21 protein-coding genes are annotated in these 25757 nt (G+C 72.8%); 11 read left to right on the plus strand and 10 right to left on the minus strand.

From position 1 onward, the window contains the following. Positions 1-104: 104 nt before the first annotated feature. The 3 genes from AB0G74_RS11900 to AB0G74_RS11910 are packed head-to-tail and all read right to left on the minus strand — an operon-like array spanning position 105 to position 4494. On the minus strand, positions 105-713 hold the full coding sequence (locus tag AB0G74_RS11900; RefSeq protein ID WP_361143796.1) for a GNAT family N-acetyltransferase: 609 nt from the start codon (positions 711-713) through the stop codon (positions 105-107). Next, positions 710-2530, minus strand: coding sequence for an IucA/IucC family protein (locus tag AB0G74_RS11905; RefSeq protein WP_361143799.1), 1821 nt, complete (start codon positions 2528-2530; stop codon positions 710-712). Before AB0G74_RS11905 ends, AB0G74_RS11900 begins: the two co-directional genes overlap by 4 nt. Continuing rightward, positions 2527-4494, minus strand: a complete 1968-nt coding sequence (locus AB0G74_RS11910) for an IucA/IucC family siderophore biosynthesis protein (protein ID WP_361143802.1) — start codon at positions 4492-4494, stop codon at positions 2527-2529. Before AB0G74_RS11910 ends, AB0G74_RS11905 begins: the two co-directional genes overlap by 4 nt. A 254-nt stretch (positions 4495-4748) precedes the next feature. Here AB0G74_RS11910 and AB0G74_RS11915 point away from each other — a divergent pair, with 254 nt between their 5' ends. From AB0G74_RS11915 to AB0G74_RS11930, 4 genes are all read left to right on the plus strand, one after another. Next, the gene (locus AB0G74_RS11915) at positions 4749-6413 is read left to right on the plus strand and encodes an MFS transporter (RefSeq protein ID WP_361143805.1); all 1665 of its coding nucleotides are present in this window, start codon (positions 4749-4751) and stop codon (positions 6411-6413) included. A 52-nt stretch (positions 6414-6465) separates the two neighbouring features. Then, entirely contained in the window at positions 6466-6612 is a 147-nt protein-coding gene (locus AB0G74_RS11920; RefSeq protein WP_361143808.1) for a hypothetical protein, read from the plus strand. A gap of 16 nt (positions 6613-6628) precedes the next feature. Next, positions 6629-7417: a hypothetical protein gene (locus AB0G74_RS11925; RefSeq protein ID WP_361143811.1), complete on the plus strand. Its 789-nt coding sequence runs from the start codon at positions 6629-6631 to the stop codon at positions 7415-7417. A 311-nt stretch (positions 7418-7728) separates the two neighbouring features. Continuing rightward, complete coding sequence (locus AB0G74_RS11930; protein ID WP_361143814.1) at positions 7729-8304, plus strand: hypothetical protein; 576 nt, start codon at positions 7729-7731, stop codon at positions 8302-8304. Between the two features lie 211 nt (positions 8305-8515). Here the strand turns inward: AB0G74_RS11930 and AB0G74_RS11935 are convergent, their stop codons facing one another. From AB0G74_RS11935 to AB0G74_RS11945, 3 genes are all read right to left on the minus strand, one after another. After that, positions 8516-10627 carry an iron ABC transporter permease gene (locus tag AB0G74_RS11935; protein ID WP_361143817.1) on the minus strand — a complete coding sequence of 704 codons (2112 nt, stop codon included), beginning with the start codon at positions 10625-10627 and terminating at the stop codon, positions 8516-8518. Then, positions 10627-11628 (minus strand): iron-siderophore ABC transporter substrate-binding protein, encoded by a 1002-nt coding sequence (locus tag AB0G74_RS11940; RefSeq protein ID WP_361143820.1) that lies wholly within the window; start codon positions 11626-11628, stop codon positions 10627-10629. Before AB0G74_RS11940 ends, AB0G74_RS11935 begins: the two co-directional genes overlap by 1 nt. 294 nt (positions 11629-11922) lie before the next feature. Next, positions 11923-12786 (minus strand): ABC transporter ATP-binding protein, encoded by an 864-nt coding sequence (locus AB0G74_RS11945; protein ID WP_361143823.1) that lies wholly within the window; start codon positions 12784-12786, stop codon positions 11923-11925. Between the two features lie 299 nt (positions 12787-13085). Here AB0G74_RS11945 and AB0G74_RS11950 point away from each other — a divergent pair, with 299 nt between their 5' ends. From AB0G74_RS11950 to AB0G74_RS11960, 3 genes are all read left to right on the plus strand, one after another. Continuing rightward, on the plus strand, positions 13086-14357 hold the full coding sequence (locus AB0G74_RS11950) for a DUF418 domain-containing protein (RefSeq protein WP_361143826.1): 1272 nt from the start codon (positions 13086-13088) through the stop codon (positions 14355-14357). Positions 14358-14478: 121 nt separating this feature from the next. Further along, on the plus strand, positions 14479-15621 hold the full coding sequence (locus AB0G74_RS11955; RefSeq protein WP_361143828.1) for an SGNH/GDSL hydrolase family protein: 1143 nt from the start codon (positions 14479-14481) through the stop codon (positions 15619-15621). A gap of 56 nt (positions 15622-15677) precedes the next feature. Beyond that, entirely contained in the window at positions 15678-16142 is a 465-nt protein-coding gene (locus tag AB0G74_RS11960) for a hypothetical protein (RefSeq protein ID WP_361143831.1), read from the plus strand. 538 nt (positions 16143-16680) lie between these two features. Here AB0G74_RS11960 and AB0G74_RS11965 read toward each other — a convergent pair. Next, the gene (locus tag AB0G74_RS11965) at positions 16681-18189 is read right to left on the minus strand and encodes an FAD-dependent monooxygenase (RefSeq protein WP_361143834.1); all 1509 of its coding nucleotides are present in this window, start codon (positions 18187-18189) and stop codon (positions 16681-16683) included. Positions 18190-18403: 214 nt separating this feature from the next. On the opposite strand from AB0G74_RS11965, the gene AB0G74_RS11970 reads away from it, so the two are divergent. The 3 genes from AB0G74_RS11970 (at position 18404) to AB0G74_RS11980 (ending at position 20904) form a co-directional block, all read left to right on the plus strand. Beyond that, on the plus strand, positions 18404-19189 hold the full coding sequence (locus AB0G74_RS11970) for an SAM-dependent methyltransferase (protein WP_361143837.1): 786 nt from the start codon (positions 18404-18406) through the stop codon (positions 19187-19189). Between the two features lie 138 nt (positions 19190-19327). Next, positions 19328-20134, plus strand: a complete 807-nt coding sequence (locus tag AB0G74_RS11975) for a maleylpyruvate isomerase family mycothiol-dependent enzyme (RefSeq protein WP_361143839.1) — start codon at positions 19328-19330, stop codon at positions 20132-20134. Between the two features lie 89 nt (positions 20135-20223). Next, complete coding sequence (locus AB0G74_RS11980; RefSeq protein ID WP_361143842.1) at positions 20224-20904, plus strand: alpha/beta hydrolase; 681 nt, start codon at positions 20224-20226, stop codon at positions 20902-20904. 43 nt (positions 20905-20947) lie between these two features. Here AB0G74_RS11980 and AB0G74_RS11985 read toward each other — a convergent pair whose 3' ends face one another. From AB0G74_RS11985 to istB, 3 genes are all read right to left on the minus strand, one after another. Continuing rightward, positions 20948-21154, minus strand: a complete 207-nt coding sequence (locus AB0G74_RS11985) for a DUF397 domain-containing protein (RefSeq protein WP_361143845.1) — start codon at positions 21152-21154, stop codon at positions 20948-20950. A gap of 88 nt (positions 21155-21242) precedes the next feature. Next, a complete protein-coding gene (locus AB0G74_RS11990; RefSeq protein WP_361143874.1) occupies positions 21243-21443 on the minus strand; it encodes a DUF397 domain-containing protein in 201 nt (66 codons plus the stop codon). A 220-nt stretch (positions 21444-21663) separates the two neighbouring features. Further along, the gene (gene istB, locus AB0G74_RS11995) at positions 21664-23136 is read right to left on the minus strand and encodes an IS21-like element helper ATPase IstB (RefSeq protein WP_361143848.1); all 1473 of its coding nucleotides are present in this window, start codon (positions 23134-23136) and stop codon (positions 21664-21666) included. Between the two features lie 369 nt (positions 23137-23505). Between istB and AB0G74_RS12000 the strand changes: the two genes are divergently transcribed. Beyond that, a complete protein-coding gene (locus tag AB0G74_RS12000; protein ID WP_361143852.1) occupies positions 23506-25677 on the plus strand; it encodes an MMPL family transporter in 2172 nt (723 codons plus the stop codon). Positions 25678-25757: the final 80 nt, after the last annotated feature.

Consider the following 25757-nt stretch of genomic DNA (forward strand, 5'->3'; position numbering starts at 1 on the left):
CATGTTGGCGCGCTGCATGGCGGAGACGGTAGCAGGGTGCGGGGTCGCCGACCGGGGATTTCCGGCGGCGCGCCGGGCGGGGCCGGGCGGGGCTGGTCGAGGGGTCAGAGCGCCAGGTCGCCCGGCTCCCTCGGGTGGATCATCAGCAGTGCCTTCTTCTCCGGCAGTTCGATCTCGGCGACTCCGTGGAAGCCCGCCGCCGTGAAGGCCCGTAGCGACGGTTCGTTGGTGAGGTCGGGTTCGGCGACCACCCGGCGGCAGGCCGGGTCGGCCGCCAGGAGGCCCTCCGCCAGGGCGCGGAGGAGTTCGCGGCCCAGGCCCCGGCCCGTGCGGGACCGCTCGCCGATGGCGATGTGGAGGCCGAGGTCCCGGGGGTCGTAGGGGTAGAAGTCGATCAGGCGGTCGCGGGCGACGCGGTAGACCTCGATATAGGCGAACGGCTCACCGTCGAGATCGACCAGTACGGGGAGGATCGCGTCGCCCGCGAGATGCCCGGAGATCTCCTCCTCCCACCGTTCCACGGGCCATGCCTGGTGCCAGAACGCCTCGATGTGCGGGGACCGCATCCAGCCGTGCACCAGGTCGAGGTCCGCGCCCTTCGACCGGGCGACCCGGGCCGTCCACCGGCCGTCGAGGCGGGGGAGCGGGGGGCCGGGGACCGTCGCGGTGTCGGTGTCCGTGGCCGTGTCGGTGGGCTGCTGTAACGACGTCATGCGGTGGCCTCCAGCAGCGGGTTGGGCGCGTCGAGATAGACGGACTGCGCGTCCAGCGGGGCGAGTACCTCGTCGATGCCGTGCAGCCGGGTGAGCAGATTGCCCTTGCAGGGCAGGGTGGGGGCGGTGAGCCAGCGCCGGGCGAGCCGGTCGCCGTCGGGCGCGGCTTCGGCGAGGGCGGGGAGCGCGGCCCGCAGCCGGGCCGCGAGGACGGCGAGGAGGTCCCGTTCGCCGGCCAGGCCGTCGACGGCGAGCGCGCCGATGACCGAGAGGGCCTGGTTGCGCAGCAGATAGTAGGAGAGCCGGTCGTCGACCAGTTCGTCGGGGACTACGGCGAGGGTGGAGGTGTCCACGCCGAGCCGCGCCAGCAGCGCCGGGAGCCTGGATTCGGCCAGGTAGTAGCCCTGGTTGTCGCGGAAAGCGGAGCCCGTGACGCGGCCTTCGCCGTCGAGCCGTACGAGGGTGTTCTGCTGGTGTGCTTCGAGGCCGATGCCGGTGGTGGCGTAGAGGTGGAGCATCGGGACCAGGACGCGGTCGGTGTAGTCGGCGGTCCATTTCTCGGCCGCGCCGGGGCCGAGGGCGGCGACCGTGTCGCCGAGGAGGCTGCGGCCGATGCCGGGCCGGGGGGCGACCAGGCCGACGAGGCAGCGGTACGCGCCGATCCCGGCCGGGACCTCGCGGACGGCGACGTCGAGTCCGGTGATCTCGGGGCCTTCGGCCCGGCCGGGTTCGTCGACGGCGAGCCACGCCGGGTCGCGGGTGACGGAGAAGCCGGGGTGCGCGGCGAAGGTGGCGTCCGCGTGGCCCGCGTCGAGGAGCCGGTTGATCTCCAGGCCGCGCAGGAGTTCCGTACGGGTCGACTCGCGGCGCGAGTTGGTGAGCCGCAGCCCGAGGGAGAGCTTCAGCATCACCTCCGTACCGGGCCGGTAGAGGGTCCGCACACTGGAGGTGGGCCACCAGGGGTCGCCGAGTTCGCCGAGGGGTTCGAGGGCGCCGGAGGCGACGAGGGCGGCGATCCGGGGGCGGTGGAGTACGTCCCCGGCCTGCCACGGGTGGGCGGGGACCAGGATCCGGCCGCCGGTGTCGGGCCGCCCGGCGAGGTCGGCGAGGAGGCCGACGGTGTCCCGGCCCCGGAGGGACGGCGCGCCCGCGACGGCGTCGTGGGAGACGACGTCCGGGTCGGCGGCGAACCAGTGGAGCCGGAAGGAGCCGCGTAGTTCGGGCGAGTAGGCGGTGGTCTCGTTCTCGGAGAGGCCGTCGCGGGATTTGGGCGCGGGGTGGTGGAGGTGGCCGAGGAGCAGGGCCTGTTCGGAGTCGAGGAAGGCGTCGGTGCCGGGCGGCGGTTCGGGGTGGGCCCGGCGGTCGGCGATGAACCGGGTGACGCGGCGTACGGATTCGGCGGTACGTTCCACCAGGTCCGCGATCTCGCCGGGCGGGACGGCCCCCCGGCCCCCGGCCCCGGCCTCGGTTCCGGCCCCGGCTTCGGTGGCCGCTTCCGTGGCCGCTTCGGTGGCGACCAGCGCGACGGCCGTCACCGGGTCGGCGGTCGGCCCGAGGGGCCCGCCGGGGCCCTCCAGCCGGACCGGCCCGAAGCGGTGCCAGCCGGTGGGCGAGCGGTGTACGACCTCGGTGACCAGGGCCAGCCCGGCGTGCGGCAGTTCGACCCGCAGCGGTCCCGCGGCGGGCTCGACTCCGGTCTCCCGGAGCCAGCAGCGCAGCAGCGCTTCGAGGTGGGCGTGTTCGGCGGCGCCGCGTGGGTCGAGCCCGTGCAGGATGTCCGCGGGGGCCGCCGGGACGACGACGGTGGTGGCGGTCATGCGCCGCCCTCCTCGGCGAGCGGGTTCGGGTGGGTGCCGTTGGGGTAGAGGGCGTGCCGCAGGGCCCGGTCCCCGTACCGGGTGACGACGATCCGGTCGCGGTTGAGCCCGTACCGGGGGATCTGCTCCGACAGCAGGTCGTACTCGGCGAACCGGCCCGCCAGCTCCGGGAACCGCTTGCGGAAGTCCTTCTGGAAGTCGAGGATCGTCCGCCGCACCAGCCGCCAGAAGGTCTTCTCGGGGACCCCGAGCTGTTCGGCGCAGAGGGGCGCCAGATAGCGGAAGTGGCCGACGAAGACCTGGTCCACGACGTGCTGCCGGATCACGGAGGGGTGCTTGCGGGGCAGTACGTGGTGGTGGCCGTCGGGCTCCGGGCCGCGCTCGGGGACGTCGGTGAAGGAGACGCAGACGTCGTCCACGAAGTCCTTCAGATAGAGCCGGACCGGGACGTCGTTCTCGTCGTAGCCGATCAGGGTGTTCTGGCCGTGCGGGTTGAAGGTGACCCCGTACCGGTACAGCACGTGCATGATCGGGACGAGGAGGGTGTCGAAGAGTTTCCGCAGCCACTTCTCCGGCTTCAGGCCGGAGGCGCGGACGAGTTCGGCGACGAAGGCGTCCCCGGCGGTGTCCGTGTGGAGCAGGGACGCGAAGGTACGGACCCGCTCGTCCGGGTCCTTACGGGCCGACACCGACTCGCGCCAGATACAGCCCAGGGTCTCCAGATGCTGGTACGGCGCCTGGTCGAGGTCGGAGAGATAGGGATGGTGGACGGTGACGGACGCGACCTCGCCGAGGAAGACGGTCCGCCGCTCCTCGGTCAGGAACGGGTCCCGGTCGACCAGTCCGCGCAGCCACTGCGTGACGACGGGCGCGCCGGACGTGCAGTGCGGCGGGATACCGCGCCACACGAGGGTGTTGAGGATCTTGAGCGGCAGTTTGACGTCGTACCGCTCGGGTGTGCCGATATTGGCCATGGTCCGGATGGACTGGCCGGGGAGATAGAGGTCCGGGCTCTGGCCGAGGGGGATGATCCGGCGCTGCGCGACATCGGCGGCGTGCAGGATCTGCACGGCGTGGTCCCACTGCCAGGGGTGGACCGGCATCCAGACATAGCCGTCGGGGTCGACCCCGGCGGCGGTGAGGACGGCGGTGAACCGGGCCCGGGTGCCGGAGTCCAGCTCCCGCTGGAGGACGGTGTGCTCGGAGAGTTCGGAGGTGCCCCGGAACTCGGCGAGCCCCCGGTGGACCGCGACCCACTGGAGGGTGAGGGGCCGGGCGGACTCGGGGGCGTACTTCCGTACGTCCTCGGCGGAGAAGCCGATCCGGCCCTTGTTGGCGACGAGCAGATTGTGGCCGGTCATCCGGCACTCCAGCTCGGTGTGGCCGAGGGCGCGGAGTTCGGCGACGGTCTCCCCGCCGTGGGTGAGCCGGGCCGCGTCGACGGCGAGCGTCGCGGACAGCTCGGTGAGATAGGTGGCGATCGTGGAGGCGTCGCTGCCGATGGTGGTGGCGGCCTCGATCAGGAACTGCTGGGCGTCCCAGGCGGGCTGGGCGATGGAATTGCCGAGCATGCTGGTCGCGGTGCGGGTGATCGAGTCCGGGTCGACCCGGAGCCAGTCGAAGGCGCCGGTGGTGGCGCGGAAGGCGTAGGTCGTACCGGATTCGAGATCGACGCGGTACGCGGCCGTACCGTCACCCGGGCCGGCCGTGCCGTCCGGGCCGTCCGTACGGACCGCCTTCAGCATGTCCTCGAAGCACCACTCGCCGAGCGCCTTGGCGAGCAGCCGGCGGTTGGCCTCGCGCCAGGCGGCCGGATCGGTGTCGGCGAGGGCGGGCACGGGGTGGTCGAGCGGATCGCCCCGCCCCGGATCGGCCCGCCGGGGACCGGCCTGTTCCGTACGGTCGAGCGGATCGGCCGGGTCCGGCTGGTCGAGCTGGGCCGGCTGATCGGGCTGTTCGGGCATCGAACGACTCCGGGTTTCGGTGGTACGGGGCGCTGAGCAGCACTGAACAGTTAAAGCCTTAGGTAAGCCTCACCTAAGATGCAAGCGCTACTTTCAGCCACGGGAGGCGCTTTGACGTCGGGTCATAAGGTGGAAGTAAGGCTACCCTTACCATTCGGAGCCGGGTGTTCCGGCGATCCGGCCGTCCGGTCCGGGCCGGTGCTTCCCCCGCGCCTTCCCACGACTGTTCCGGTGTACCCGGGTGAGGAGTGCATGTGACGGCAGCAACGGCGACGGCGGCGGCGGCCCGCCGCCCCGCCCCCGGCTGGACCTTCGCGCTCGTCAGCGCCGGCGGTGTGGTGATGACCCTCGACGTCACCGTCGTGAACGTCGCCCTCACCGAGATCGCCCGCGACCTCGACACCGGCCTCGGCCAGGTCCAATGGACCGTCTCCGGCTACTCCCTCGCCTTCGGCGCCCTGCTGCTCACCGCGGGCGCGCTCTCCGACCGGATCGGCCGCCGGGCCGTCTTCACTGCCGGTACGGCCCTCTTCACCCTCGCCTCCGCCGCCTGCGGGCTGGCCCCCGGCGCCGCGTCCCTGATCGCCGCCCGCGCCGCCCAAGGAGTCGGCGGGGCACTGATGTTCGCCCCGGCGCTGGCGCTGCTCGCCGCCGCCTACCGGGACGAGGAACGCAGACGCTCCGCGATCGCCGCCTTCGCCGCGATCGCCTCGGGCGCGGGCGCGCTGGGCCCGGTCGTCGGCGGCGTCGCCGTCGAAGCGGCGGGCTGGCGGTGGATCTTCCTGGTCAATGTGCCCATCGGGGTACTGGTGATCGCCGGGGCGCTGACCCGGATGCCGGAATCGAAGGCGGCGACCGGGCCATCGGAAGGGGCCGGGGCCGGTGCCTCCGGGGCCGCCGGTCGGGTCGGGACGGGCGGGGACGCCGGGTCCGCTACGGCTCCGGAGCCCGGCGCCGCCGCCCCGGCACCCCCCGCCCCGACCGGCCACCGCCGGATCGACCCCCTCGGCGCGCTGCTCGCCGTCGGCGCCCTGCTGGCCCTGCACTACCCCCTGGTCGCGGGCCCCGAACACGGCTGGACCTCGGCCCGGGTCCTGGTCCCCGCCGCCCTCGGCGTACCGCTCGCCGTCGCCCTCGTCCTCAGCCAGCGGCGCGGCGACGGCCTCCTCGATCTGTCGCTGCTCCGGATCCCCGCCTTCGCGGGCGCCGCGGTCCTCGGCTTCCTCGCCCGGCTCACGGGCCTGGGCACCCTGGCCCTCACGACCCTCTGGCTCGCGGGCACCCACTCGTACTCCCCGCTGGAAACCGGCCTCCACCTGCTGCCCCTCACCGGCAGCCTGCTGATCACCGGGATCTTCGTCGCCCGCCTCCAACGGGCCTTCCCAGCCTCGACCCTGGTCGCCACCGGCTTCGCCCTCATGGGCGCCGGACTGCTCGCCCTCGCCGGGGCGGGGGCGGGCGCGCCCGGCGCGGTGACGGTCACCGGCTTCGTCCTGCTCGGCGCGGGCAGCGCGCTGGTCTTCCCGCCCCTGATGGGCATCGCGGTCGCCGCGGTCCCCCCGGACCGGGCGGGCATGGCGTCGGGCCTGACCAACGCGGCGTACCCGCTGGGCACGGCGGCGGGCGTCGCCGTCTTCGGCGCGGTCTTCGCCTCCGTACTCACCGCCCGCCTCGGCACCTCCGACGGCCTCCGCGCCGCCGTCGAGACGGCCCGCTTCGACCTGGTCCCCGGCGCGTCCCGGGCCGCCGCCGAATCGGCCTTCTCCAGCGCGTTCACCCTGGTCTGCCTGCTCGCGGCGGCGATCTGCGCGGCGGGCGCCCTGCTGGCCGCCCGCACCCTCCGGACCCGGGCCCCGGCTCCGGCGGAGGAGACGGCCGGGGAAGCGGCGGAGCCCGTACGGGAGAAGACAGCTCTCTGAGTTCTGTCCGGACACGATCCGCTGAGGAGATGTCCTCGATGCAGTTGGTGGAGTGGGGTTTGGTGTCTTCAAGCTCGCCGTGGCGGACAAGTCGCGGAACGGCGGCGGGTCCGAGCCCTTCAAGTGGATGGGCGGCGGCATCGACGCCATCCTCCTGGACGGGTCGCTGACTACCATGCTCAACGGCATCGCGGCCTGACGGAGAAGGGGAGAGCATGGTGCGCAGGAGGGGGAACAGCCGGACCGTGGCGTGGATGGCCGGAGGGGCCGGTGCCGTGGCGCTGGTGCTGACGGGATGCGCGCTCGTGTCCGGGGGCGACGAGGAGCCGGACACTCCGGCCAAGGGCGGTGCGAGCGTATCGGCGTCGGCGAGTCCGGCGCCGGAGTACGAAGTGCCGCAGGACTGGGACGAGCCCGTACGGTGGTCGGCGCTTCCGCGGGGGGAGCGTACGGACGAGTGGGGCAGCCGGGTCGGATTCCCGAAGACGGCCGAGGGCGCGGTGGGCATGGCGACGGCCGCCAACTCCACCGCCATCGAGGGCGACGTGAACGCGCGCGACGAGCAGCTGCGGATCTACCACTCATACGTCGTGAAGGCCAATCAGGTGGATTCCGTGGCCGAGGAGATCGAGATGACGGCGCTGGACACGGACAAGCGACTGGCCCGGCTGATGGGGGTGAAGCCGGGGCAGCCGCTGCCCGCGGGCGGATATCTGCGCAGTGTCGTCGTCGGCTACAAGATCATCGAGCAGTCGCCGGACGAGGTCAGCGTGTGGCTGCTGGGCCGCGCGGTGACGAAGACGGGGGAGACCGCGAAGGAGAGCACCGACTTCACCCGCACCGTGATCGGGGTTCAGTGGCAGGACGGCGACTGGAAGCTCACCGCCGACTCGACCGCGCGGGCGCTGAGGGCGGTGCAGGGGAAGCCGAAGCCGGAGCACGCCGCCCCGGGCGATCCGAATTTCAACGCGGCTGGATGGACGGCGATCCGGGAGGCGTCGTGATGGGGCTGCTGCTCGCCCTGACCTGTCACGCCACCGTCGGGCCGGTCATCGGGGCGCCCTGACCTCCTTTCTCTCCCAGCGTCCGTGCCCGGCGGGCGGGCGTCCTTGTCCGTACGCGGACCCTCCGTGCCCGCCCGCGCACGGAACGCCCTCGCGCTGGCGGAGCGGGGCGAGTCGGGAGATCTTGTAGAGGAGTAGCTGCTACATACAGCACAGCTGAGTACGCGCGCGGATGCCGTGGTGAGCCCCTGGCGGAAAGGGTGGGTCCGCGCGGGGCCGCCACGGCCCCGGACGATATTTCGGAGGTACTCATGCGACGGTTAACGGCAATCGCTGCGGCGCTCGTCGTCGCGGGCGGCGGAGTGTTGGGCACGGCGGGGGTCGCGGGCGCCGCGACCGCCGACCGGGCGGCGGAGAAGACCGGCAAGGCGGCGTGTTCCACGCCGTGGGGCAGCGGGGTCAAACAGGCCACCCAGTACTCCGGGACGCCGCTGCGGAACATCAGGACCGGCCAGCACGCCTGCTACGACCGGATGGTCTTCGACATCACCGGCGGGACCGCCAAGACCGGCTACTACGTGCACTATGTCGACGAGTTCCGGCAGGACTTCACCGGCGATCCGATACCCGTGTCCGGTGGCGCGATCCTCTCCATCCACGTCAACGCGCCGAGCTACGACGTGAATATGAACCCGACCTACAACGCCACGCCGAAGCAGAAGCTGCCCGGGGTGAACGTCACCGGCTACCAGACCTTCCGGGACCACAAGTTCGGGGTGAGCTGGGAGGGCCAGACCCAGGTGGGGCTCGGGGTGCGGGCCAAGCTGCCGTTCCGGGTCACGCAGACCGACGACCAGGTGATCGTGGACGTGGCTCACAGCTGGTGACCCACAGCTGGTGACACCCAGCCGGTGATCCAGAGCTGGTGACCCTCAGCATGTGATCCACCGCTGGTGAACCACGGCCGGTAGAACCCGTTCCGGCAAGGTGAGGACCGGTGTCCGGTGACAGGGGACGTCACCGGCACCGGGGTCGCCCGCCGCTGTCCCGGAGGACGGCGGCGGGCGACCCGTACGCCCTGTCAGGCGCCGCCCCGCGTCATCCGGCCGGGCTGGTCCGCCGCAGCAGCCACACCAGATACGGCGCGCCGAGCAGCGCCGTCACGATGCCCACCGGGATCTCCGTCGGCGCCAGCAGCCAGCGGCCGATGGCGTCGGAGGTGACGACGAGGACCGCGCCGAGTACCGCCGCCATCGGGATCATCCGCGCCCCGTTGTTGCCGACCAGCCTGCGGGCCAGATGCGGGGCGACCAGGCCGACGAAGCCGACCGCGCCGATCGCCGACGCCGTGCCCGCCGCGAGCAGCGCGCCTGCGCCGAGGACCAGCAGCCGGGCCCGGCTCAGTTCCAGGCCGAGGGCGCGGGGGAGTTCGTCGCCGAGGGCGAGCAGATTGACCGGGCGGGCCGCCGCGACGAGGGCGACGGCGACGACCGCGGGGACCGTGAGCCAGAGCATGGCGTCGTAGTCCCGGCCGTAGGTACTGCCCGCGAGCCAGCTCAGCGCCGCCGAGATGTTCATCTGGGCGCTGACCACCATGATGTTGACCAGTGCCATCGCGGTGGCCGCCGCGCCGAGGCCGACCAGCACGACCCGGGTGGGGTCGAGTCCGGACCGGGTGGAGCCGCGCGGGCCGCGGGCGATCGCGATCACCAGCAGCAGCATCAGGATGCCGCCGATCCCGGCCGCGAACGGCAGGGCGATCGCGGGCGCCGTCGGGATCACGGCGATGATCAGTACGGCCCCGAAGGACGCCCCGGCGGTGACGCCGATGAGTCCGGGTTCGGCGAGCGGATTGCGTACCACGGCCTGAACGGCCGTACCCGCGACCGCGAGACACGCCCCGGCGAGCGCCGCGACCAGGATCCGGGGCAGCCGGTAGGAGACGATCGACTCCACGACGGGGTCGGTGGTGCCGGTGAGCGCGGCGATGATCCGGTCGTAGCCGATCTCGACGTCGCCGAGCCGGAGCGAGACGATCATCGCGAGGGCGAGGACCGCGATCCCGGTTCCGATGACGACGGCGTACGCGGGCCCGCGCCGCCGCCCGGAGACGGCGACGGCCGCCCCGGTGTCGGCGTCGCCGGTACTGATCCGCCGGGCCAGCAGCATGAAGACGGGCCCGCCGATCAGGGCGGTGACGACCCCGACCGGGATCTCCGAGGTGTAGACCGCCGACGGCGGGACCACGACCTGGGCCGCCGCGTCGGCGCCGAGCAGTACGGCGCAGGCCAGCAGTGCCGACAGCGGGATCAGCAGCGCGTGGGCGCGGATGCCGAGGGCGCGGACCATCACGGGGGCGATCAGTCCGATGAAGCCGATCGGGCCCGCGAGGGAGACGGCCGTCGCGGAGAGCAGTACGGCGACCAGGAACGCGGCGGGCCGGATCCGGTCGACCCGGACGCCCATCGCGGACGCGGTCTCGTCGCCGAGGGCCAGCAGATCCAGCGGCCGGGCCAGCAGGGGCGCGGCGCAGGCCACGACGAGCACGATCGACCCGGTGATCAGGGGGCGTTCGAGTCCGGACTGCATCAGGGTGCCGTTGCCCCAGAAGAAGAGGCCGCGGGTGGCCTCGACGTCGAGCATCTGGAGGAATTCGGCGGCGGCCGTCCCGGCGAGGGCGACGGTCGCGCCGGCGAGCAGGACCCGGCCGGGGGTGAGGACGCCGCCGCTGCTCAGCAGGTAGACCAGGCCGATGGCGAGGAGTCCGCCGATGAACGCGGCGGCGCCGGACGGCAGCGGCCCCAGGTCGAGGCCGAGATAGGCGACGAGGACGACGGCGAAGTAGGCGCCCGCGTTGACGCCGAGGGTGTCGGGCGCGGCGAGCGGATTGCGGGTCGCGCCCTGGACGAGGACGCCGGAGACGCCGACGGCGATCCCGACGACGAGCCCGGTGAGCGTACGGGGCAGCCGGGCGCCGACGAGGATGTCCTCGGTGTGGGCGTCGCCGCCGCCGAAGACGACGGCGAGGACGTCCGTGACGCCCACCCCCGACGAGCCCATGCCGAGGTGGAGTACGGCGATCGCGCAGAGGGCGAGACCGAGGCCGCCGCCCACGAGCAGGGCCCGCGGGCGGCCCGGTCCGGACCCCGGTCCGGACCCCTGGTCGTGCTTCCCGGCGGTGCGGGCCGGGAGCCGGACGGGGACGGCCATCAGACCTTCAGAGCCTTACCGGTCTCGTCCAGGATGTGCAGCGCCGACAGCGGGCCGCCGAAGAGCCAGGTGCCGGGGTCGAGCGGGCGGACCCGCTGGCCCTTGACGAAGTCGAGGTTCTTCCAGACCGGGTTCTTGGCGAAGGCGCCGGTGAACGGGTTGTCCTCGGCGGCGGCCACGTACAGGAACTCGGCGTTCTTCGCGGTCGCCGTCAGGCCCTCCACGCCGACGGTCGTCATGCCCCAGACGTCGCCCTTGCCGGTCCAGCCGTTCTTCAGCCCGGCGAGGTTGAGTACCTGCGGGGCGATCGCGTCGTCGGTGAGCATCCGGACGGACGCCGTGCCGTTGGCGGTGAAGCCCTGGCCGACGGCGTACGTCAGCCCGCCCTTGCCCGCCTTCTCCAGCCGGCCCTTGAGGTCGGCGGCGGCGGTGTCGATCCGCTGGTTGACCGCGGTGGCCTCATTGGTCTTGCCGACGGCCTTCGCCAGCTCGTTGAAGTTCTTCTTCATCGTGTCGAGCTGCGGCTGGGTGGTGTACGTGAAGGACAGGACGGGGGCTATGTCCTGGAGCTGCTTCAGATTCGACTTGGACCGCTCGTTGTCGATCACGATCAGGTCGGGCTGGAGGGCGCGGATCTTCTCCAGGCTGGGCTCGTTGCGGGAGCCGACGTCGGTGACGCCCTGCGGGAGCGCGGCGCCCTTGGCGGTGATCCAGGTGCCGTAGCCCTTGTTGTCGGCGTTTCCGGCGGGCGTGACGCCGAGCGCGACCAGTTCCTCCGTGTACGTCCACTCCAGGGCGACGACCTTGGTCGCGGGCTTCTTCAGGTTGATCTTGCCCTGAGCGGTCTCGACGGTGATCGCGCCGCCCTTGGCCCCCTTGTCGCCGCCCTTGTCGCCACCGCCACCGGCTTCACCGGCGGTGTCGCCGCCGCAGCCGGTCACGGCCAGGGCGAGCGCCACGGCGGCACTGCCCGTCGCGAAGGTGCGCACCAGATTCCGCATGAGGGTAACTCTCCTTGTGTGCTGGGTGTGCTGGATGTGCTGCGTGGTACAGGGGGTGGGAGTGGGGTGTCCGGACGCGTGGCCCGGCGTCCGCCGCCCGGGACCGGGCGAGGTGTCGGCGCGGCGCGGCAGGGTTCAGGCGACGCGGACCGGGACCCGGACCGGGACCGGCATCGGGGCCGTACGTTCGGCCGTACGTCCGCGGGCGGCGCTGCGGCCTTCGGCGGTACGGGCGGTTCCGCCGGTGTCACCGATACCGCGCCGGTCGCGGTGGCCCCCCGGCGCCGGGCGCCGTCAGGGCACCGGGGACGCGCCCGCCGCCTTGCCGGGCTCGGCGGAACCGGCCGCCGGGGCCGGGACGGCCGGGGCGTCGTCGGAGCGCGCCGGGAAGCAGGCGAGATAGCCCGTCGCCGGGTCGCGGACGACGCTCACCCGCAGCCCGAAGGCGCGATGGATGACATCGGGCGTCAGTACCTCGTCGGCGCCGCCCGCCGCGATGACCCCGCCGTCGGCGACGACCACCACGTCGTCGGCGTACGCCGCCGCCTGCATCAGATCGTGGATGACGACCCCGACCGCTATCCGGTGTTCGCGGGCGAGCCGCCGGACGACGTCCAGCACCTCGAACTGGTGCCGCAGGTCGAGATAGGTGGTGGGCTCGTCGAGCAGCAGGACGCCCGCGCGCTGGGCCAGCACCATCGCCAGCCAGGCGCGCTGCCGTTCGCCGCCGGAGAGTTCGTCGAGCCGCCGGTCGACCAGGGGCGCGGCGTCGGTGACGCCGAGCGCCCAGTCGATGGCCTCGGTGTCGTCGGCGGTGTGCCGGGCGAGGGCGCCCCGGTGGGCGTAGCGGCCGTGCCGGACGAGTTCGCGGACGGTCACCCCGGCCGGTGCCTGGGACGACTGGGGGAGGAAGGCCAGCCGCTGGGAGAGCGTCCGGCGGGAGAAGGAGTCGAGCGGGGCGCCGTCGATACTGACTTTGCCGCCGAGCGGCGGCAGCAGGCCCGCGACGGTTCTCAACAGGGTCGATTTTCCGCAGCCGTTGGGGCCGACGAGCACGGTGACGGCGCCGGGCCGCAGTTCCAGACCGACGTTCCGGAGCACCGGGCGGGCCGTGTGCCCGACGTCCAGGTCCTCGGCCACCAGACGGGGACCGTCCATGGACACCACGTTCCTTCCTCACGGACGGGCTGACCACGACACCCTACAACTGAGGCAAGGCATGCCTAAGGGTCTTTGACCCGCAGCGGAGACAGCCGTGGCCATGTCGTTACCGAGAGCGACAAGGTATATGCGCAGAGGCATATGCCGGATTGTGGTGGCCGGTTCCGGTCGGTCGCCTTTAATTAAGTGACTGGTCGCTTTATGATTGCGACGTCGCCCGCGAGGGGGCCGGCCGTGCCTCTCGGGGAGGTGGCCGACGGCCGCACGGGCCGGGAAAGACCAAAGGAAACGGGGATATGACTCGGATACCCGCCGAAGCGGACGTACCGGACGGCGGCCCGACCGCCGCCCCCGCGGCCGTACGACTGCTCAATGTGGACGCCCTGCGCGGCTTCGCGCTCCTCGGCATCCTCGCCGTCAACATCTGGGCCTTCGCGGACCCCTACTACGCCCAGCCCGCCGGAAACCCGGCCTACGACTCACCGCTCGACCACGCGGTCCGCTTCCTGGCGACACTCTTCTTCGAGACCAAGTTCTATCTGCTCTTCTCCTTCCTCTTCGGCTACAGCTTCACGCTCCAGATGGCCGCCGCCGAACGGTCGTCCGCCGCGTTCCGGCCCCGGATGCTGCGCCGCCAGGCCGGACTTCTCGCCCTCGGCCTGACGCACGGCGCACTCCTCTTCCACGGCGAGATCCTCACGCTCTACGCCCTCCTCGGGCTGATCCTGCTCGCCTGCCGCCGGATCTCCCCGCGCCGGGCCGCACGGACCGCGATCACGCTGATCACCGTCTCCGGCACGCTGTGGCTGCTGCTCGGCCTCGCCGTACTGGCCGACGGCGGCACCCAGTCCGGCCCCGGCTCGGCCCCGGCCGAGAAGCTGGCCGCCTTCACCGGCGACGCCGGGGCCACGGCCGCGTACCACGCGGGCCACTTCCCCGAGACGTTCGGCGCGCTCGCCCTGATCCAGGGGGCCAGTTCACTCGCGATGTTCCTGCTCGGGTACGCCGCCGGACGCGTCCGGCTCCTCGCCGAACCGGACCCGTACCGTCCGCTGCTCCGCCGACTCCTCGTCACCGGACTGCCGACCGGACTCGCGGGCGCCGCCTTCTACGCCTGGGCCGCGGTCCACCGGCCCGGCTCGGCGGTCGAGATCGTCGCGTTCGGCGTCGGCCAGCTCACCGCGCCGCTGCTGACGGCGTCGTACGTGGTCCTCGGCCTGGCCCTGTTCCGTACGGCCCGGGGCGGATCGGTCGAACGCGCCCTGGCGCCCCTGGGGAAGGTCGCGCTGAGCGCCTATCTGCTCCAGTCCCTCACCCTGGGCGCGCTGTTCACGGGGTACGGCCTCGGCCTGGTGGACCGGCTCTCCCCGCTCGCCGTACTCGCGGTCGTCCCGGTGGTCTTCCTGGTCCAGCTCGTGCTCGCCCGGTGGTGGCTCCGGCGCCACCGGTACGGCCCGGGGGAGTGGCTGCTGCGCGCGGTGACGATCGCCGCGGTGCCGCCGTGGCGGGAGCCGCCGGGGGAGCCCGCGCGGGAAGCGGGGCGCGGGGCGCGGCATCGGGCGGTGTGAAGGGGCGCCGGGTGCGGACACGGTGGAGTGAATGATCATCAAGACTCTGGACCGTCGCGGAACGTGACTGCTTGAGTGCGGACCGTTGTTGATCTTTTCGGTCTCTTCTCGGGAGAGTTACGTGTTCCAGATCGTTCCCCGCACCTCGACACCCACGGGCGGGGGTCTCGTCCGCCGGGCGGCACTGGTCGCCCTGGCGGCGCTGACCCTCGCCGTCCCGGCCACCGCCACCGCCTCCACTTCCGCCGCCGCCGCGCCCGTGCCCCTGGCCGCCGCCGAGCCCGTCCAGTGGGCGGCCCTCGGCGACTCGTACACGGCCGGTGTCTTCGTCGGCGAACCCCGCCCGGCGCTGGGCAGCCCGGACCGGGACGGCTGCGACCGTACGACGGGGTCGTATCCGAACCTGGTCGCGGCCGGGCTCGCCGCCGGGCCCCCGGCGGGCCGTACGGTCGAACTGACCGACGTGAGCTGCGGCGCCGCCGTCATCGGTGACATCGCCACGCTCCGGCAGACCCCGATCAGCCCGGTCCAGCCCCCGGAGGGCGGCTGGCCGAGCGTCGCCCCGCAGGTCGACCGGGCCGAACTGAACGCGGACACCGATGTGGTGACGATCGGCATCGGCGGCAACAGCCTGCCCTTCGGCACGATCTTCCTGTCCTGTCTGGCCGCCGGTATCGGCCAGCCGGACGAGGCGACCCCCTGCCGGGACGCCTACGAGGCGGGCGGCCCGGTCTTCGACCCCGAGTCGATCTACGACAAGTACGACCGGGTCACCCGGGAGTACGCCGCCATGCTCCGCGATGTCGAGCAGAAGGCGCCCGCCGCGAAGATCGTCACGGTCGGCTACCCGACGATCGTCCCGGCGGACGCCACCACCTGCGACCGCCAGGACACCACCGAACTGGCCGCCGACATCAAGGGCGTCGGCAAGATCTCGGCCACCCACGGCGACATCGCCTGGCTGAACGAGGTGACCACCCACTTCAACGCGATCATCGAGGCCGTCACCGAACTGGGCGGCGGCACATTCGTCGACACCGCCACCTCCAGCGTCGGACACGACCTCTGCCAGCCGCGCGAAACGAAGTGGGTCGAGGGCGTCTGCGGCGAGGCCGGTTCGTACTGGCCGACCGAGGTCACCCTGGGCCTCTTCACCCTGACCTGCTCCGACGGCAACCGGGCCACGGTCGTCCACCCCGGCACGGCGGGCCACCGGAACACGGCGACCCAGGTGGAGGCCGCGATCCGGGGGGTGTTGACCTGAGGTAGCCCCGGGGCGTGATAGCCCCATCCGGCGCGTGGGCCGGTTACGGTGCTCGGATGCCGAGCCCTGTAACCGGCCCTGCCGATGAGCCCACCGAGCCCGACGGCCGCGACGGCCGCGACGGCGGCGACGGCCGCGACGGCGGCGAAGGCGGCGACGGCCGCGACGGCGGCGAAGGTCGCGAAGGCCGAGACGCCCCTGACGCCCCGAGGGCCGCGCGGCGCCGGATCGCGGTCGTCTGGACGGCCCTCTGCCTCGGCGGACTGGGCGCGACGTTCGCCCTCGGCGGCGGAGGCGAGGCCGTCGGCCCGACGGACCGCGAGCGCCCGCCGCCACCGATGTCGCCCGCGCCGGTACCGACGGCGACCGAGATCAACTGCGAATGGGTCGCCGACGAGGTCGAATGGACCCGCGCGGAATGGGCCCGCAGGACGCACCCGCCGGGTACCCAGATCATCGCGAGAGACCTGTCGGTCCCGGAGGAATGCGGCCCGACCCTGGAACGCCGCGGCCTCCGCTGACGCGGGACACCCGACTCTCCCGGGCACCGCGCGCCCGGCGGCCCGCCTGTGGCTGGTCGCGCAGTTCCTCCCCTATGCCTTCGGCAATGGGGGGACCCCCAACCTATGCCTCGGCAATGGGGGGGACCCCCAGCGCCTTGGCCCTCCGGCTGAACGCCTTACCCCGGAACCCTGGAGGTCCCTACCCGTCATCGCCGACCGCGCGCCGTCAGTGGCTTGTCGCGCAGTTCCCCGCGCCCCTAAATGCTCTCCCACTCCCCGCCCCTGAAAAAAAGGGGGCCAGCTCTCTACAAGGGCGACGAGGAGGGCAACCCAGGGGCGCGGGGAACTGCGCGAACAACCACGACGGTGGCGCGGGCCGCGAACAACATCAGGTCACCGGGCGAGACCCGGGGTTGTGGGCCTCACCCGGAGGGCCAAGGCTCTGGGGGTCCCCCCACCGCCGGAAGTGTAGGGGGAGGAACTGCGAGACAAGCCCCCACCGGCGCGCGGGCGGCGACGAGGAGTGAGGGCCGCCCACAGGCTCCGGGGCGACGCCCTACTCCGGCCCCGCCCACCGGCGCAGAGCCGAGCGCAGCGAACCCGCGTCCGGGTGGCGGGACGCCCAGGCGATGTAGCCGTCCGGGCGGATCAGGAGTTCCAGGTCGCGTTCCGGGTCCCGCCAGTGTGCCCGGCATACCCCCGGGTGGTCGGCGGGGACCGCGTGTACCGGGGTGACCAGGACGAAGTCGCCCGTACGCAGCAGCTCGTACAACCGGCCCTCCCGCAGGGCGAGGTCCGGCGCGCGGCGTCCGGTCAGGGGATGGCTGCCGCGCGGGGCGGGGTAGGCGATGCCGAGGCCGGTGACCTGGCCCATGCCCTGCCGGGCGACCGGCGGCAGCGCCGCCAGCCCGCCCGCGAGTACGGTCCGGGCCGCCCGCCGCAGCGGTGTCCCGGCCATCGCCAGCCGCAGGATCACCCCGCTGCTGCGGATCACCGTCCGGCCCACCGGATACCGCTCCGCGTGGTAGCCGTCGAGCAGTACGTCGGGGTCGGCGGCCCGGCCGCGCACGGCCGCCGCCAGCCGCCACGACAGGTTCGCGGCGTCCTGGAGGCCGGTGTTGAGGCCCTGGCCGCCCGCCGGTGAGTGGATGTGCGCCGCGTCGCCCGCGAGGAAGACCCGCCGGTCGCGGTAGTCCGGGACCTGTCGTTCGTCGCAGCTGAACCGGGACAGCCAGCGGGGCTCGCCCATGCCGAAGTCGGAGCCGAGGGTACGGCGGGTCAGCTCCCGGACCTCGGCCGCGTCGACGGGTTCGGAGTCCGGCGGCTGACGGTCGCGGTCCCAGCCCATCACCCGGTACCAGCCGTCGCCGAAGGGGAGGATGAGGGCGATGGTGTCGTCGGTGACGCCGACGGTGGGCAGCCCCTCGGGCGGTGCCGCGAGCCGGACGTCCGCCAGCACCATGGAGCGGATCACCGAGCCGCCGGGGAAGGGGAGCCCGAGCCTGCGGCGTACGGTACTGCGCGCCCCGTCCGTCCCGACCAGATACGAGGCCGTCAGCTCGCCCGCCGCCCCCGTCCCGTCGCTCGTCTCGGCGACGACTCCGGCCGCGTTCTGCCGCAGCCCGGCCAGTCCGGTGCCGTACCGGATGTCGGCGCCCGCGTCCCGGGCCCGGCGCTCCAGCAGCCGTTCGACCTCGTACTGCGGGGTGATCAGGATGAACGGGAACCGGGTCCGCAGCCGGGTGAGATCGAACTCCAGCCGCCGGAAGGGCCGCAGGGATCCGAGGGCGAGGCCGGTGGCGACGAGTTCGTCGGCGAGTGCGCGGGCGTCGAGGAGTTCGAGGGTACGGGCGTGGACGCCGAAGGCCCGGGTCAGATTGGAGAGCCCCGGGGGCCGCCGCTCCAGGAGCACGGTCCGCACCCCGGCGGCGGCCAGGTCACCGGCGAGCAGCAGCCCGGTCGGCCCGGCGCCCACCACGACGACATCCGCATCGGTATCGGTATCGGTATCGGTGCCGGTGTCCGTACCGGGTCCGCCGTGACCTGCGGTGTCCTGTGTCGCCATCCGCCACCTCCGGGGCTGCCCGGCACCCCGCGCGTCCCGTACGGCGGGCGTACCGCTCCCACCGATACCGCACCGGCGGCCCACCGTCACGGAGGCGGGGCGTGCCGGACCGCGCCCGAAGCCGGGTGATATCACGGCACGTCGCCCCGACCCCCGGAAGACCCGGCCCTACAATCCTCAACCACAGGGGATATACGGGGAGTTGAGGGACGGTATGGACCGGATCGACACGGGGCGCGCCCACTCGGCGCGGGTCTACGACTACATTCTCGGCGGCAAAGATCACTACCAGGTCGACATCGAGGCGGGCGAGGCGATGATCGCGGGCTGGCCGTCGCTGCCGGTCAGCATGCGCCAGAACCGTCTCTTCATGGAGCGGGCGGTCGGGCATCTGGCCCGGGAGGAGGGCGTCCGCCAGTTCCTCGACATCGGCACGGGCCTGCCGACCTCGCCCAATCTGCACGAGGTCGCCCAGCGGGAACGGCCCGACGCGGCCGTGGTCTACGTCGACAACGACCCGATCGTGCTCGCCCACGCGGCGGCGCTGCTCACCAGCTCCCCCGAGGGCAGGACCGCGTATATCGACGCCGATATGCGCGAGCCCGAGTCGATCCTGGAATCACCGGAGTTCCGGGCGCTCGACCCCCGGCAGCCGATCGCGCTCACCTTGATAGCGATGCTCCACTTCATCCGGCCGCCCGACGACCAGACCCTGATCCGCCGACTGCTGGACCCGCTGCCCTCCGGCAGCTATCTGGCGATCTCCACGGCCACCGCCGACTTCGCGCCCGAGGAACTGGCCCGGGTGACGACGGAGTACGAGAGCCGGGGCATCCCGATGGTCCCGCGTACGGCGGCCGAGGTCGGCGCCTTCTTCGACGGCCTGGACCTGCTCGAACCGGGCCTCACCCAGGTCCACCGCTGGCGCCCCGGCCCCGGCCAGGAGGGCATCGCGCCGGAACAGGTCGCGATGTACGGGGCGGTCGCCCGCAAGCCCTGACCGGTTGCTCCGTGCGCCCTCCCGGGGCCGTGACGAGCCGGGCCGTACGCCCCTTGTCGCCGCGCGCGCCGGGTGATTGGGTCGCGGGATCGGCCACCGCCGGGGGGCGGGGGCCGTCGCGAGGCGGGGGGTGGGGCCATGCGCCGGACGCGCGCGCTGCCCGAAGGGCTCGGCGAGGCGATCCGTACCACCGGGGCCGATGTCGCGGCGCTGCTGCGGTCCGCCGTCGACCCGGCCGTGCCCGTACCCGGGCTGGCCTGGACCCTCGGCGAGACCGCCGCGCACCTCGCCCAGGCCAACGCGCTGATGGCGGACCTCGCGGCGGGCCGGGGCGGCGCGTGGGGCGACGGCACACCCGGCGGCCTCGCCGACGCCAACGCACGCGCCCTGGCCGGATTCCCGGTCCGGGCGCCGGGCCCGCTGGCCGCGATGATCACCGAACGGGCGTCGGCGTTCGTCACGGCACCCCCGGCGTACGACGACCCCGAAACCCCGCTCCCCACCCCGCTCGGCCCGATGAACCGGGCCGTACTCGGCTCGTATCTGCTCACCCATATGCTCGGCCACGGCTTCGACATCGCCCGCGCGCTGCGCCGCCCCCACATGATCGACCTGGCCCGGGTCGAACTGTGCCTGCCCTTTCTCCACACGGTGCTGCCGCGCGTCGCCCACGCCCCGGCGATCGCGGGCCTCCGGATCCGCTACGCCCACCAGCTCAGGGGCGGTTCCTCATTCGGCGTGACGGTCGCCGACGGCCTGGTCACCGTGGAACCGGGCCCGCCCCCCGACCCGGACTGCGTGATCAGAACGGACCCGGTGACCTTCCTCCTGCTGTGCCTGGGCCGCCGCTCCCCGCACGCGGCGATGGCCAGGGGCCACATCCTCCCGGGCGGCCCCCGGCCCTGGCTCGCGCCGCGCTTTCCGGGCCTGTTCCGGCCGCCGTAGCCGGGAGCCGATCGCCACCGTCCTCCGTTGTCAGTGCCTCCCGCTAGCGTGCCGAGAGACAGAGCCGACGCCTTCCCGGGAGACCTATCGTGGACATCTTGCTCATCGCCGGTCTGTGGCTCGACGGATCCGCGTGGGACGACGTCGTGCCCGAACTCGACGCGCTCGGACACCGCCCAGTGCCGCTCACCCTCCCCGGCCAGGGCGACGGCGCGACCACCGCGACGCTCGACGACCAACTGGCGTCGGTGCTCGCGGCCGTTGACGCCGCGCCGGGGAAGACCCTGCTCGCGGGCCACTCCGCCGCGTCGACCCTGGCGTGGCTGGCTGCCGACGCCCGCCCGGAGAAGGTGGCCAAAGTCGCCCTCATCGGCGGCTTCCCGGCCACCGACGGGCACACCTACGCCGACTTCTTCCCGGTCGAGGACGGTGCCGTGCCCTTCCCGGGCTGGGGCGCCTTCGAGGGAGCGGAATCCGCCGACCTGGACCGGGAGGCCCGGGACCGCCTCGCCTCCGGCGCCGTTCCCGTACCCGAGGGCGTCACGAAAGGTGTCGTGCGTCTGACCGACGAGCGCCGCTTCGACATCCCTGTCGTGGTCGTCTGCCCCGAGTTCACCCCGGCCCAGGCCACGGAATGGATCGCCACCGGAGAGGGCCCCGAGCTGGCCCGTGCCACCCGCGTCGAATACGTCGACCTCGACTCGGGCCACTGGCCGATGATCACCCGCCCCCGCGAACTCGCCCGGGTCTTGGCGGAGGCGACGAACTAGTACGGCCGGGGCGCGGGGGTCCCGCGCCCCGGATTCGCCGGTGTCAGATGTCCGACGTCTTGGCGAGCGCCACGAGTCCGGTGAACGCGGTGGTGGAGACCATGAGAACGGGGCCGTCGGGGCGCTTGGAGTCGCGGACGGGGACTATGCCAGTGGCGGACGCGTGCGCGGGCGCCCACTCGACGCACTGACCGCCGTTTCCGCTGTATGAGGACTTCGTCCATTCGGCCGTTGCCAGTTCAACGCGCATCGCGAAATTCCTTCCGGACAGCTTTGATCAGGTCTACGGACGGCGCGGGGGTCTGCCGGGGCGAGGCCCCGCGCCTGGTGTTGACGGGCTAGATGTTCGACGTCTTGGCGAGGGTGACGAGTCCGGTGAACGCGGTGGTGGAGACCATGAGGACGGGGCCTTCGGCGCGCTTGGAGTCGCGGACGGGGACTGTGCCGGTCGCGGTCGCGTGTGTGGGTGCCCACTCGATGCACGCCCCGCCATTGCCGCTGTACGAGGACTTGATCCAGTTGAGGGGTTCGGTCGTGATCATTACGGGGTGCCCTTTCGTACCTCATTGACCATGGCCACGGAGCCCGGGGAGTGCGTACTTCTGTCGCTGATAGTCAGAACGAGAGCGTCGGGCCGACGAAGCGATTGTCCCGCTCAAAGGTGCCCTCGGCGAGTGCATTCGCCCGCGCGGCCGAACACGGCGCCGGGCCTCCCGGACGACGTGTTCGGCTGACGACGGGCCCCTGTGGCCGGGCGGGTCAGGGGTGGCCGAGGGTTCCCCCGGTGCGCGGTGTCAGGTCGCGGTCGCGGAGGCGGTAGCTGTCGCCCTTGAGGGTGATCACGTCCGCGTGGTGGGCCAGGCGGTCCAGGAGGGCGTAGGTGATCGGGCCGTCGCCGAAGGTCTCCGTCCACTGGGCCAGCGGGCGGCCGCCCGTGACGATCAGGGACGCGCGTTCGTAGCGATGGGCGATCAGGCGGAAGAGGAGCTGGGTGGCCTCCGCGTCGAAGGGGACGTAGCCGATCTCGTCGATCACCAGCAGCGCGTACCGGTCGAGGGCGCCCAGTTCCTCCGCGAGCCGGCCGGCGTGCTGGGCGCGGGCCAGGCGGGCGGCCCAGTCGGCGGCGGTGGCGAAGGCGACGTCGTGGCCGGCCTGGCAGGCGCGGACGCCGAGTCCTACGGCGAGATGGGTCTTGCCGGTGCCGGGCGGGCCGAGGAGGACGACATTGCGGCGGGTGGTGACGAAGTCCAGTCCGCCGAGCCGGGTGACGGCCTCCCAGTCGTAGGCGCGCTGGTGTTCGCCGTCGAACTCCTCCAGGGTTTTGCGGGCCGGGAATCCGGCGGCCCGGAGCCGGGCCTCGGTGGAGGAGCCGTCGCGGGTGGCGGCGGTGGGCTGGGCGGGGACGGTTTCCAGGCGGGTCACGGGCTCCGGGTGCGCGGCGGACGGGACGGGCGGCGGGAGGGCGGGCGCGGCGGCCGGGGCGGGGAGGGGCGCCGGTACGGGGACGGATACCGGCGGTGCCGTCGGTACGGGCGCGGGCAGGGGGGCCGTCATCGGCGCGGGGTCCGGTGCCGGGGCGGGGCGCGCGGCGGGCGGCGGGCCGTGGTCGTGGTGGCCGCCGCTCTCCATCGGGCCCGACATGTACGCGAGGATCGCGGCCGACAGGATGAACGCCATATGGATGACGGTCCCCCACAGCAGGGCGTGCTGGGAGGTGTGGGCGACGTCCACGAACATCTGGAGCAGATGGACCGAGGAGATCCCGACGATCGCGGTCGCCAGCTTGACCTTGAGGACGTTGGAGTTGACGTGCGACAGCCATTCGGGCTGGTCGCGATGGCCCTGGAGACCGATCCGGGAGACGAAGGTCTCGTACCCGCCGACGATCACCATGATCAGCAGGTTGGCGATCATCACGACGTCCACCAGCTTGAGCACGGCCAGCATGACCATGGTCTCGTCGGCCTGGCCGCTGATGATGTGCTGGATCAGATGCCACAGTTCGTTGAAGAACTTGTAGACGTAGACGCCCTGCGCCGCGACCAGGCCGAAGTAGAGCGGCGCCTGGAGCCAGCGGGTGGCGAAGAGGGCGTAGCCGAGGGACGACGCGGCATAGCTTTTGAGGGTCGGTTTCGCCCGGGTGCCGGTGGGCGGCGGTTCGGAGCGCTCCTCGTACCGGCCGGGCCGGGGCGGCTGGGGCGGATGTGACGCGGGTGTGGCGTGACCGTGCAAGGGCGTCTCCAAACATGGCTCGGACGTCGGTCGGGCGCGTTCGGCGCTACCCGCGTTCACGCTGTCAACGGCCGACCGGGTCAGCCGTCACGGACAGCCCCGGCGTACGCCCGCCCACGGCACCGCTTTCGGCCGCTGCCAACGGGGGCGCGCGCGGGGCGTGTTCGGCGGGGCGCGGGTTGTGCGGCGGAGGCCGGGGCGCCCCGACTCGTACGCCGCCGTCGGGGCCCGCCGCCCGGTACGCCCCGGGGCGTACCGGTATGTATCGGCGAGTCCCGGTGATTCCGTCCCGGCGGGCGGCGGCCCCGGCGGGCGGCCCGTCACCCGTTCCCCGCGTACGGCGTGCCGCTACCTCCCGGGGCGCCTTGAATGCGAAGTGTGCTGCGATCGATCGGTGAGTGGTGTGCGCGGCGGGCGGTTTTCGTCGTGGTGGCGTGGCTGGTGGTGCTGGCGGGGCTCCAGGTGCTGCACCACACCTACGGCGGCGACTACTCCGACGACTTCACCCTGTCCGGAACCCAGTCCCAAGACGGTATCGACGTCCTCAAGGCCCATGACCCCGCCGCCGGGGGCTACAGCGGCCAGGTGGTGCTGCACTCCGCCGACCAGCCGCTGACCCGGGTCTCCGACCAGATCTCGCAGACCGTCACCAGCCTGCGGAAGCTCCCCGACGTACTGACCGCGCAGAACCCGCTCGCGGTGCCCTCGTCCCCGCAGGGACCGCTCGCGCCCGACGGGAAGACCGCGTACGTCACCATCCGGTTCTCCGTACCCCCGTCCACCCTCGGCCCGGACTACCTCGACGGCGTCGACCGGGCCGTCGAACCGCTGCGCGCGGCGTCCGTCCAGGTCGAGTACGGCGGCCCGCTCGGCGAACTCGCCCGCCCCGAGCCGAACGACCATACGAGCGAGGCCATCGGCTTCGCGGTCGCGATCGTCGTCCTGCTGATCGGCTTCGGCAGTGTCGTCGCCGCCGTACTGCCCCTGGTCACAGCCCTGATCTGCGTACTGTGCGGGCTGGCGCTGCTCGCCCTGCTGGCCGCCGCGTCCACCTTCGCGACCGTCTCGCCGACCCTGGCGACGATGATCGGCCTCGGTGTCGGCATCGACTACGCCCTCTTCCTCGTCACCCGCCACCGGCAGAACCTGATGAACGGCGACGACCCGGTGACCGCCGCCGGAAAGGCCACCGCGACCAGCGGACACGCCGTACTCCTCTCCGGCTGTACGGTCGTCATCGCCCTCTCCGGCCTCTGGGTGTCGGGCATCGGCTTCATCGGCAAACTCGGCCTCGCGGCGGCCGTCACCGTGGTGACCGCCGTACTCGGCGCCCTCACCCTCGTCCCGGCCGTCCTCGGACTGATCGGGCGCCGGATCGACCGGCTGAAGGTCCGCCGGCCGATCGCCGAGACCGACGCCGAACCCGGCGAGGAGGTGTCCGGCGTCTGGCACCGCTACGCCCTCCGGGTCGAGCGCCGCCCCTGGTGGTATCTGACCGGCGGGGTCGTGGTCCTGGCGATCCTTGCGTTCCCCGTCTTCTTCATGCAGCTCGGCCATATCGGCGACGGCGCCGACCCCACCTCGTTCACCGACCGCCGGGCCTTCGACCTGATGTCGGCGGCGTTCGGCCCCGGCTCCAACGGGCCGCTGACCCTGGTCGTCGACCAGAGCGCCGTACCCGCCGCCGACCGGGCCGACCTGGCGAGCTCCGTACAGCACGCGCTCGCCGCCGTACCCGACGCGGCGGCCGTCACCCCGCTCCAGCCGACCGCCGACGGCGACGTCCTGGTCGGCACCGCCTACTCGGTCGCGTCCCCGCAGGACGAACGGACCACGGAGCTGGTCAACCGGCTCACCGAGCACGTACTGCCCGGCGCCGTCGCGGGCACGGCCGCCGATACGTACGTCACCGGCACCACCGCCGCCCAGGTCGACTTCCTCGACATCGTCTCCGCCCGGCTCCCGCTGATCATCGCGGCCGTCGTCGGGCTCGCCTTCCTGGTGATCCTGGTCGTCTTCCGGGGCGTCCTCGTCGCGATCAAGGCGGCGATCCTCAACGTGCTCTCGATCGCCGCCTCCTACGGCGTCGTCGTCGCCGTCTTCCAGTGGGGCTGGGGCGGCCCGGCGCTCGGCGTCTCCGGCGAGGTGCCGATCGAGAGCTATGTCCCGATGATGATGTTCGCCATCGTCTTCGGACTCAGCATGGACTACGAGATCTTCCTGCTCTCCCGGGTCCACGAGGCATGGCTGCGGACCGGCGACGCGCGGGCGAGCGTCGCCCACGCGCTGGAGATCACCGCCCGGGTCATCACCTGCGCCGCACTGATCATGGTGAGCGTCTTCGCGGCCTTTGTGATCAGCGACAACATCGTGGTGAAGATGCTCGGCCTGGGGCTCGCGGCCAGTGTGCTGATCGACGCGACCGTGGTCCGGCTGCTGCTGGTCCCGGCGGTGATGACCCTGCTGGGCGCGAAGGCGTGGTGGACCCCGAAGTGGCTGGACCGGGTGATGCCCCGGCTCCACCCCGAGGGTGCGGAATGACCGCGTGACCGCGTGAGCGGACGGGGAGCCGGGCGGCCTCGCGGACCTCGGTGGGGATGGCCTGGAGGCCCGCGATGAAG

It is taken from the genome of Streptomyces sp. NPDC020875, assembly GCF_040641415.1.
GTDB lineage: Bacteria > Actinomycetota > Actinomycetes > Streptomycetales > Streptomycetaceae > Streptomyces.

Coding starts and splice junctions, on each gene's coding strand:
- AB0G74_RS12000 (WP_361143852.1), top strand. CDS start 23,506: ATGCGAAGTGTGCTGCGATCGATCGGTGAGTGGTGTGCGCGGCGGGCG.
- AB0G74_RS11910 (WP_361143802.1), bottom strand. CDS start 4,494: ATGCCCGAACAGCCCGATCAGCCGGCCCAGCTCGACCAGCCGGACCCG.
- AB0G74_RS11985 (WP_361143845.1), bottom strand. CDS start 21,154: ATGCGCGTTGAACTGGCAACGGCCGAATGGACGAAGTCCTCATACAGC.
- AB0G74_RS11935 (WP_361143817.1), bottom strand. CDS start 10,627: ATGGCCGTCCCCGTCCGGCTCCCGGCCCGCACCGCCGGGAAGCACGAC.
- AB0G74_RS11925 (WP_361143811.1), top strand. CDS start 6,629: ATGGTGCGCAGGAGGGGGAACAGCCGGACCGTGGCGTGGATGGCCGGA.
- AB0G74_RS11970 (WP_361143837.1), top strand. CDS start 18,404: ATGGACCGGATCGACACGGGGCGCGCCCACTCGGCGCGGGTCTACGAC.
- AB0G74_RS11905 (WP_361143799.1), bottom strand. CDS start 2,530: ATGACCGCCACCACCGTCGTCGTCCCGGCGGCCCCCGCGGACATCCTG.
- AB0G74_RS11950 (WP_361143826.1), top strand. CDS start 13,086: ATGACTCGGATACCCGCCGAAGCGGACGTACCGGACGGCGGCCCGACC.
- AB0G74_RS11975 (WP_361143839.1), top strand. CDS start 19,328: ATGCGCCGGACGCGCGCGCTGCCCGAAGGGCTCGGCGAGGCGATCCGT.
- AB0G74_RS11930 (WP_361143814.1), top strand. CDS start 7,729: ATGCGACGGTTAACGGCAATCGCTGCGGCGCTCGTCGTCGCGGGCGGC.
- AB0G74_RS11940 (WP_361143820.1), bottom strand. CDS start 11,628: ATGCGGAATCTGGTGCGCACCTTCGCGACGGGCAGTGCCGCCGTGGCG.
- AB0G74_RS11960 (WP_361143831.1), top strand. CDS start 15,678: ATGCCGAGCCCTGTAACCGGCCCTGCCGATGAGCCCACCGAGCCCGAC.
- AB0G74_RS11945 (WP_361143823.1), bottom strand. CDS start 12,786: ATGGACGGTCCCCGTCTGGTGGCCGAGGACCTGGACGTCGGGCACACG.
- AB0G74_RS11900 (WP_361143796.1), bottom strand. CDS start 713: ATGACGTCGTTACAGCAGCCCACCGACACGGCCACGGACACCGACACC.
- AB0G74_RS11965 (WP_361143834.1), bottom strand. CDS start 18,189: ATGGCGACACAGGACACCGCAGGTCACGGCGGACCCGGTACGGACACC.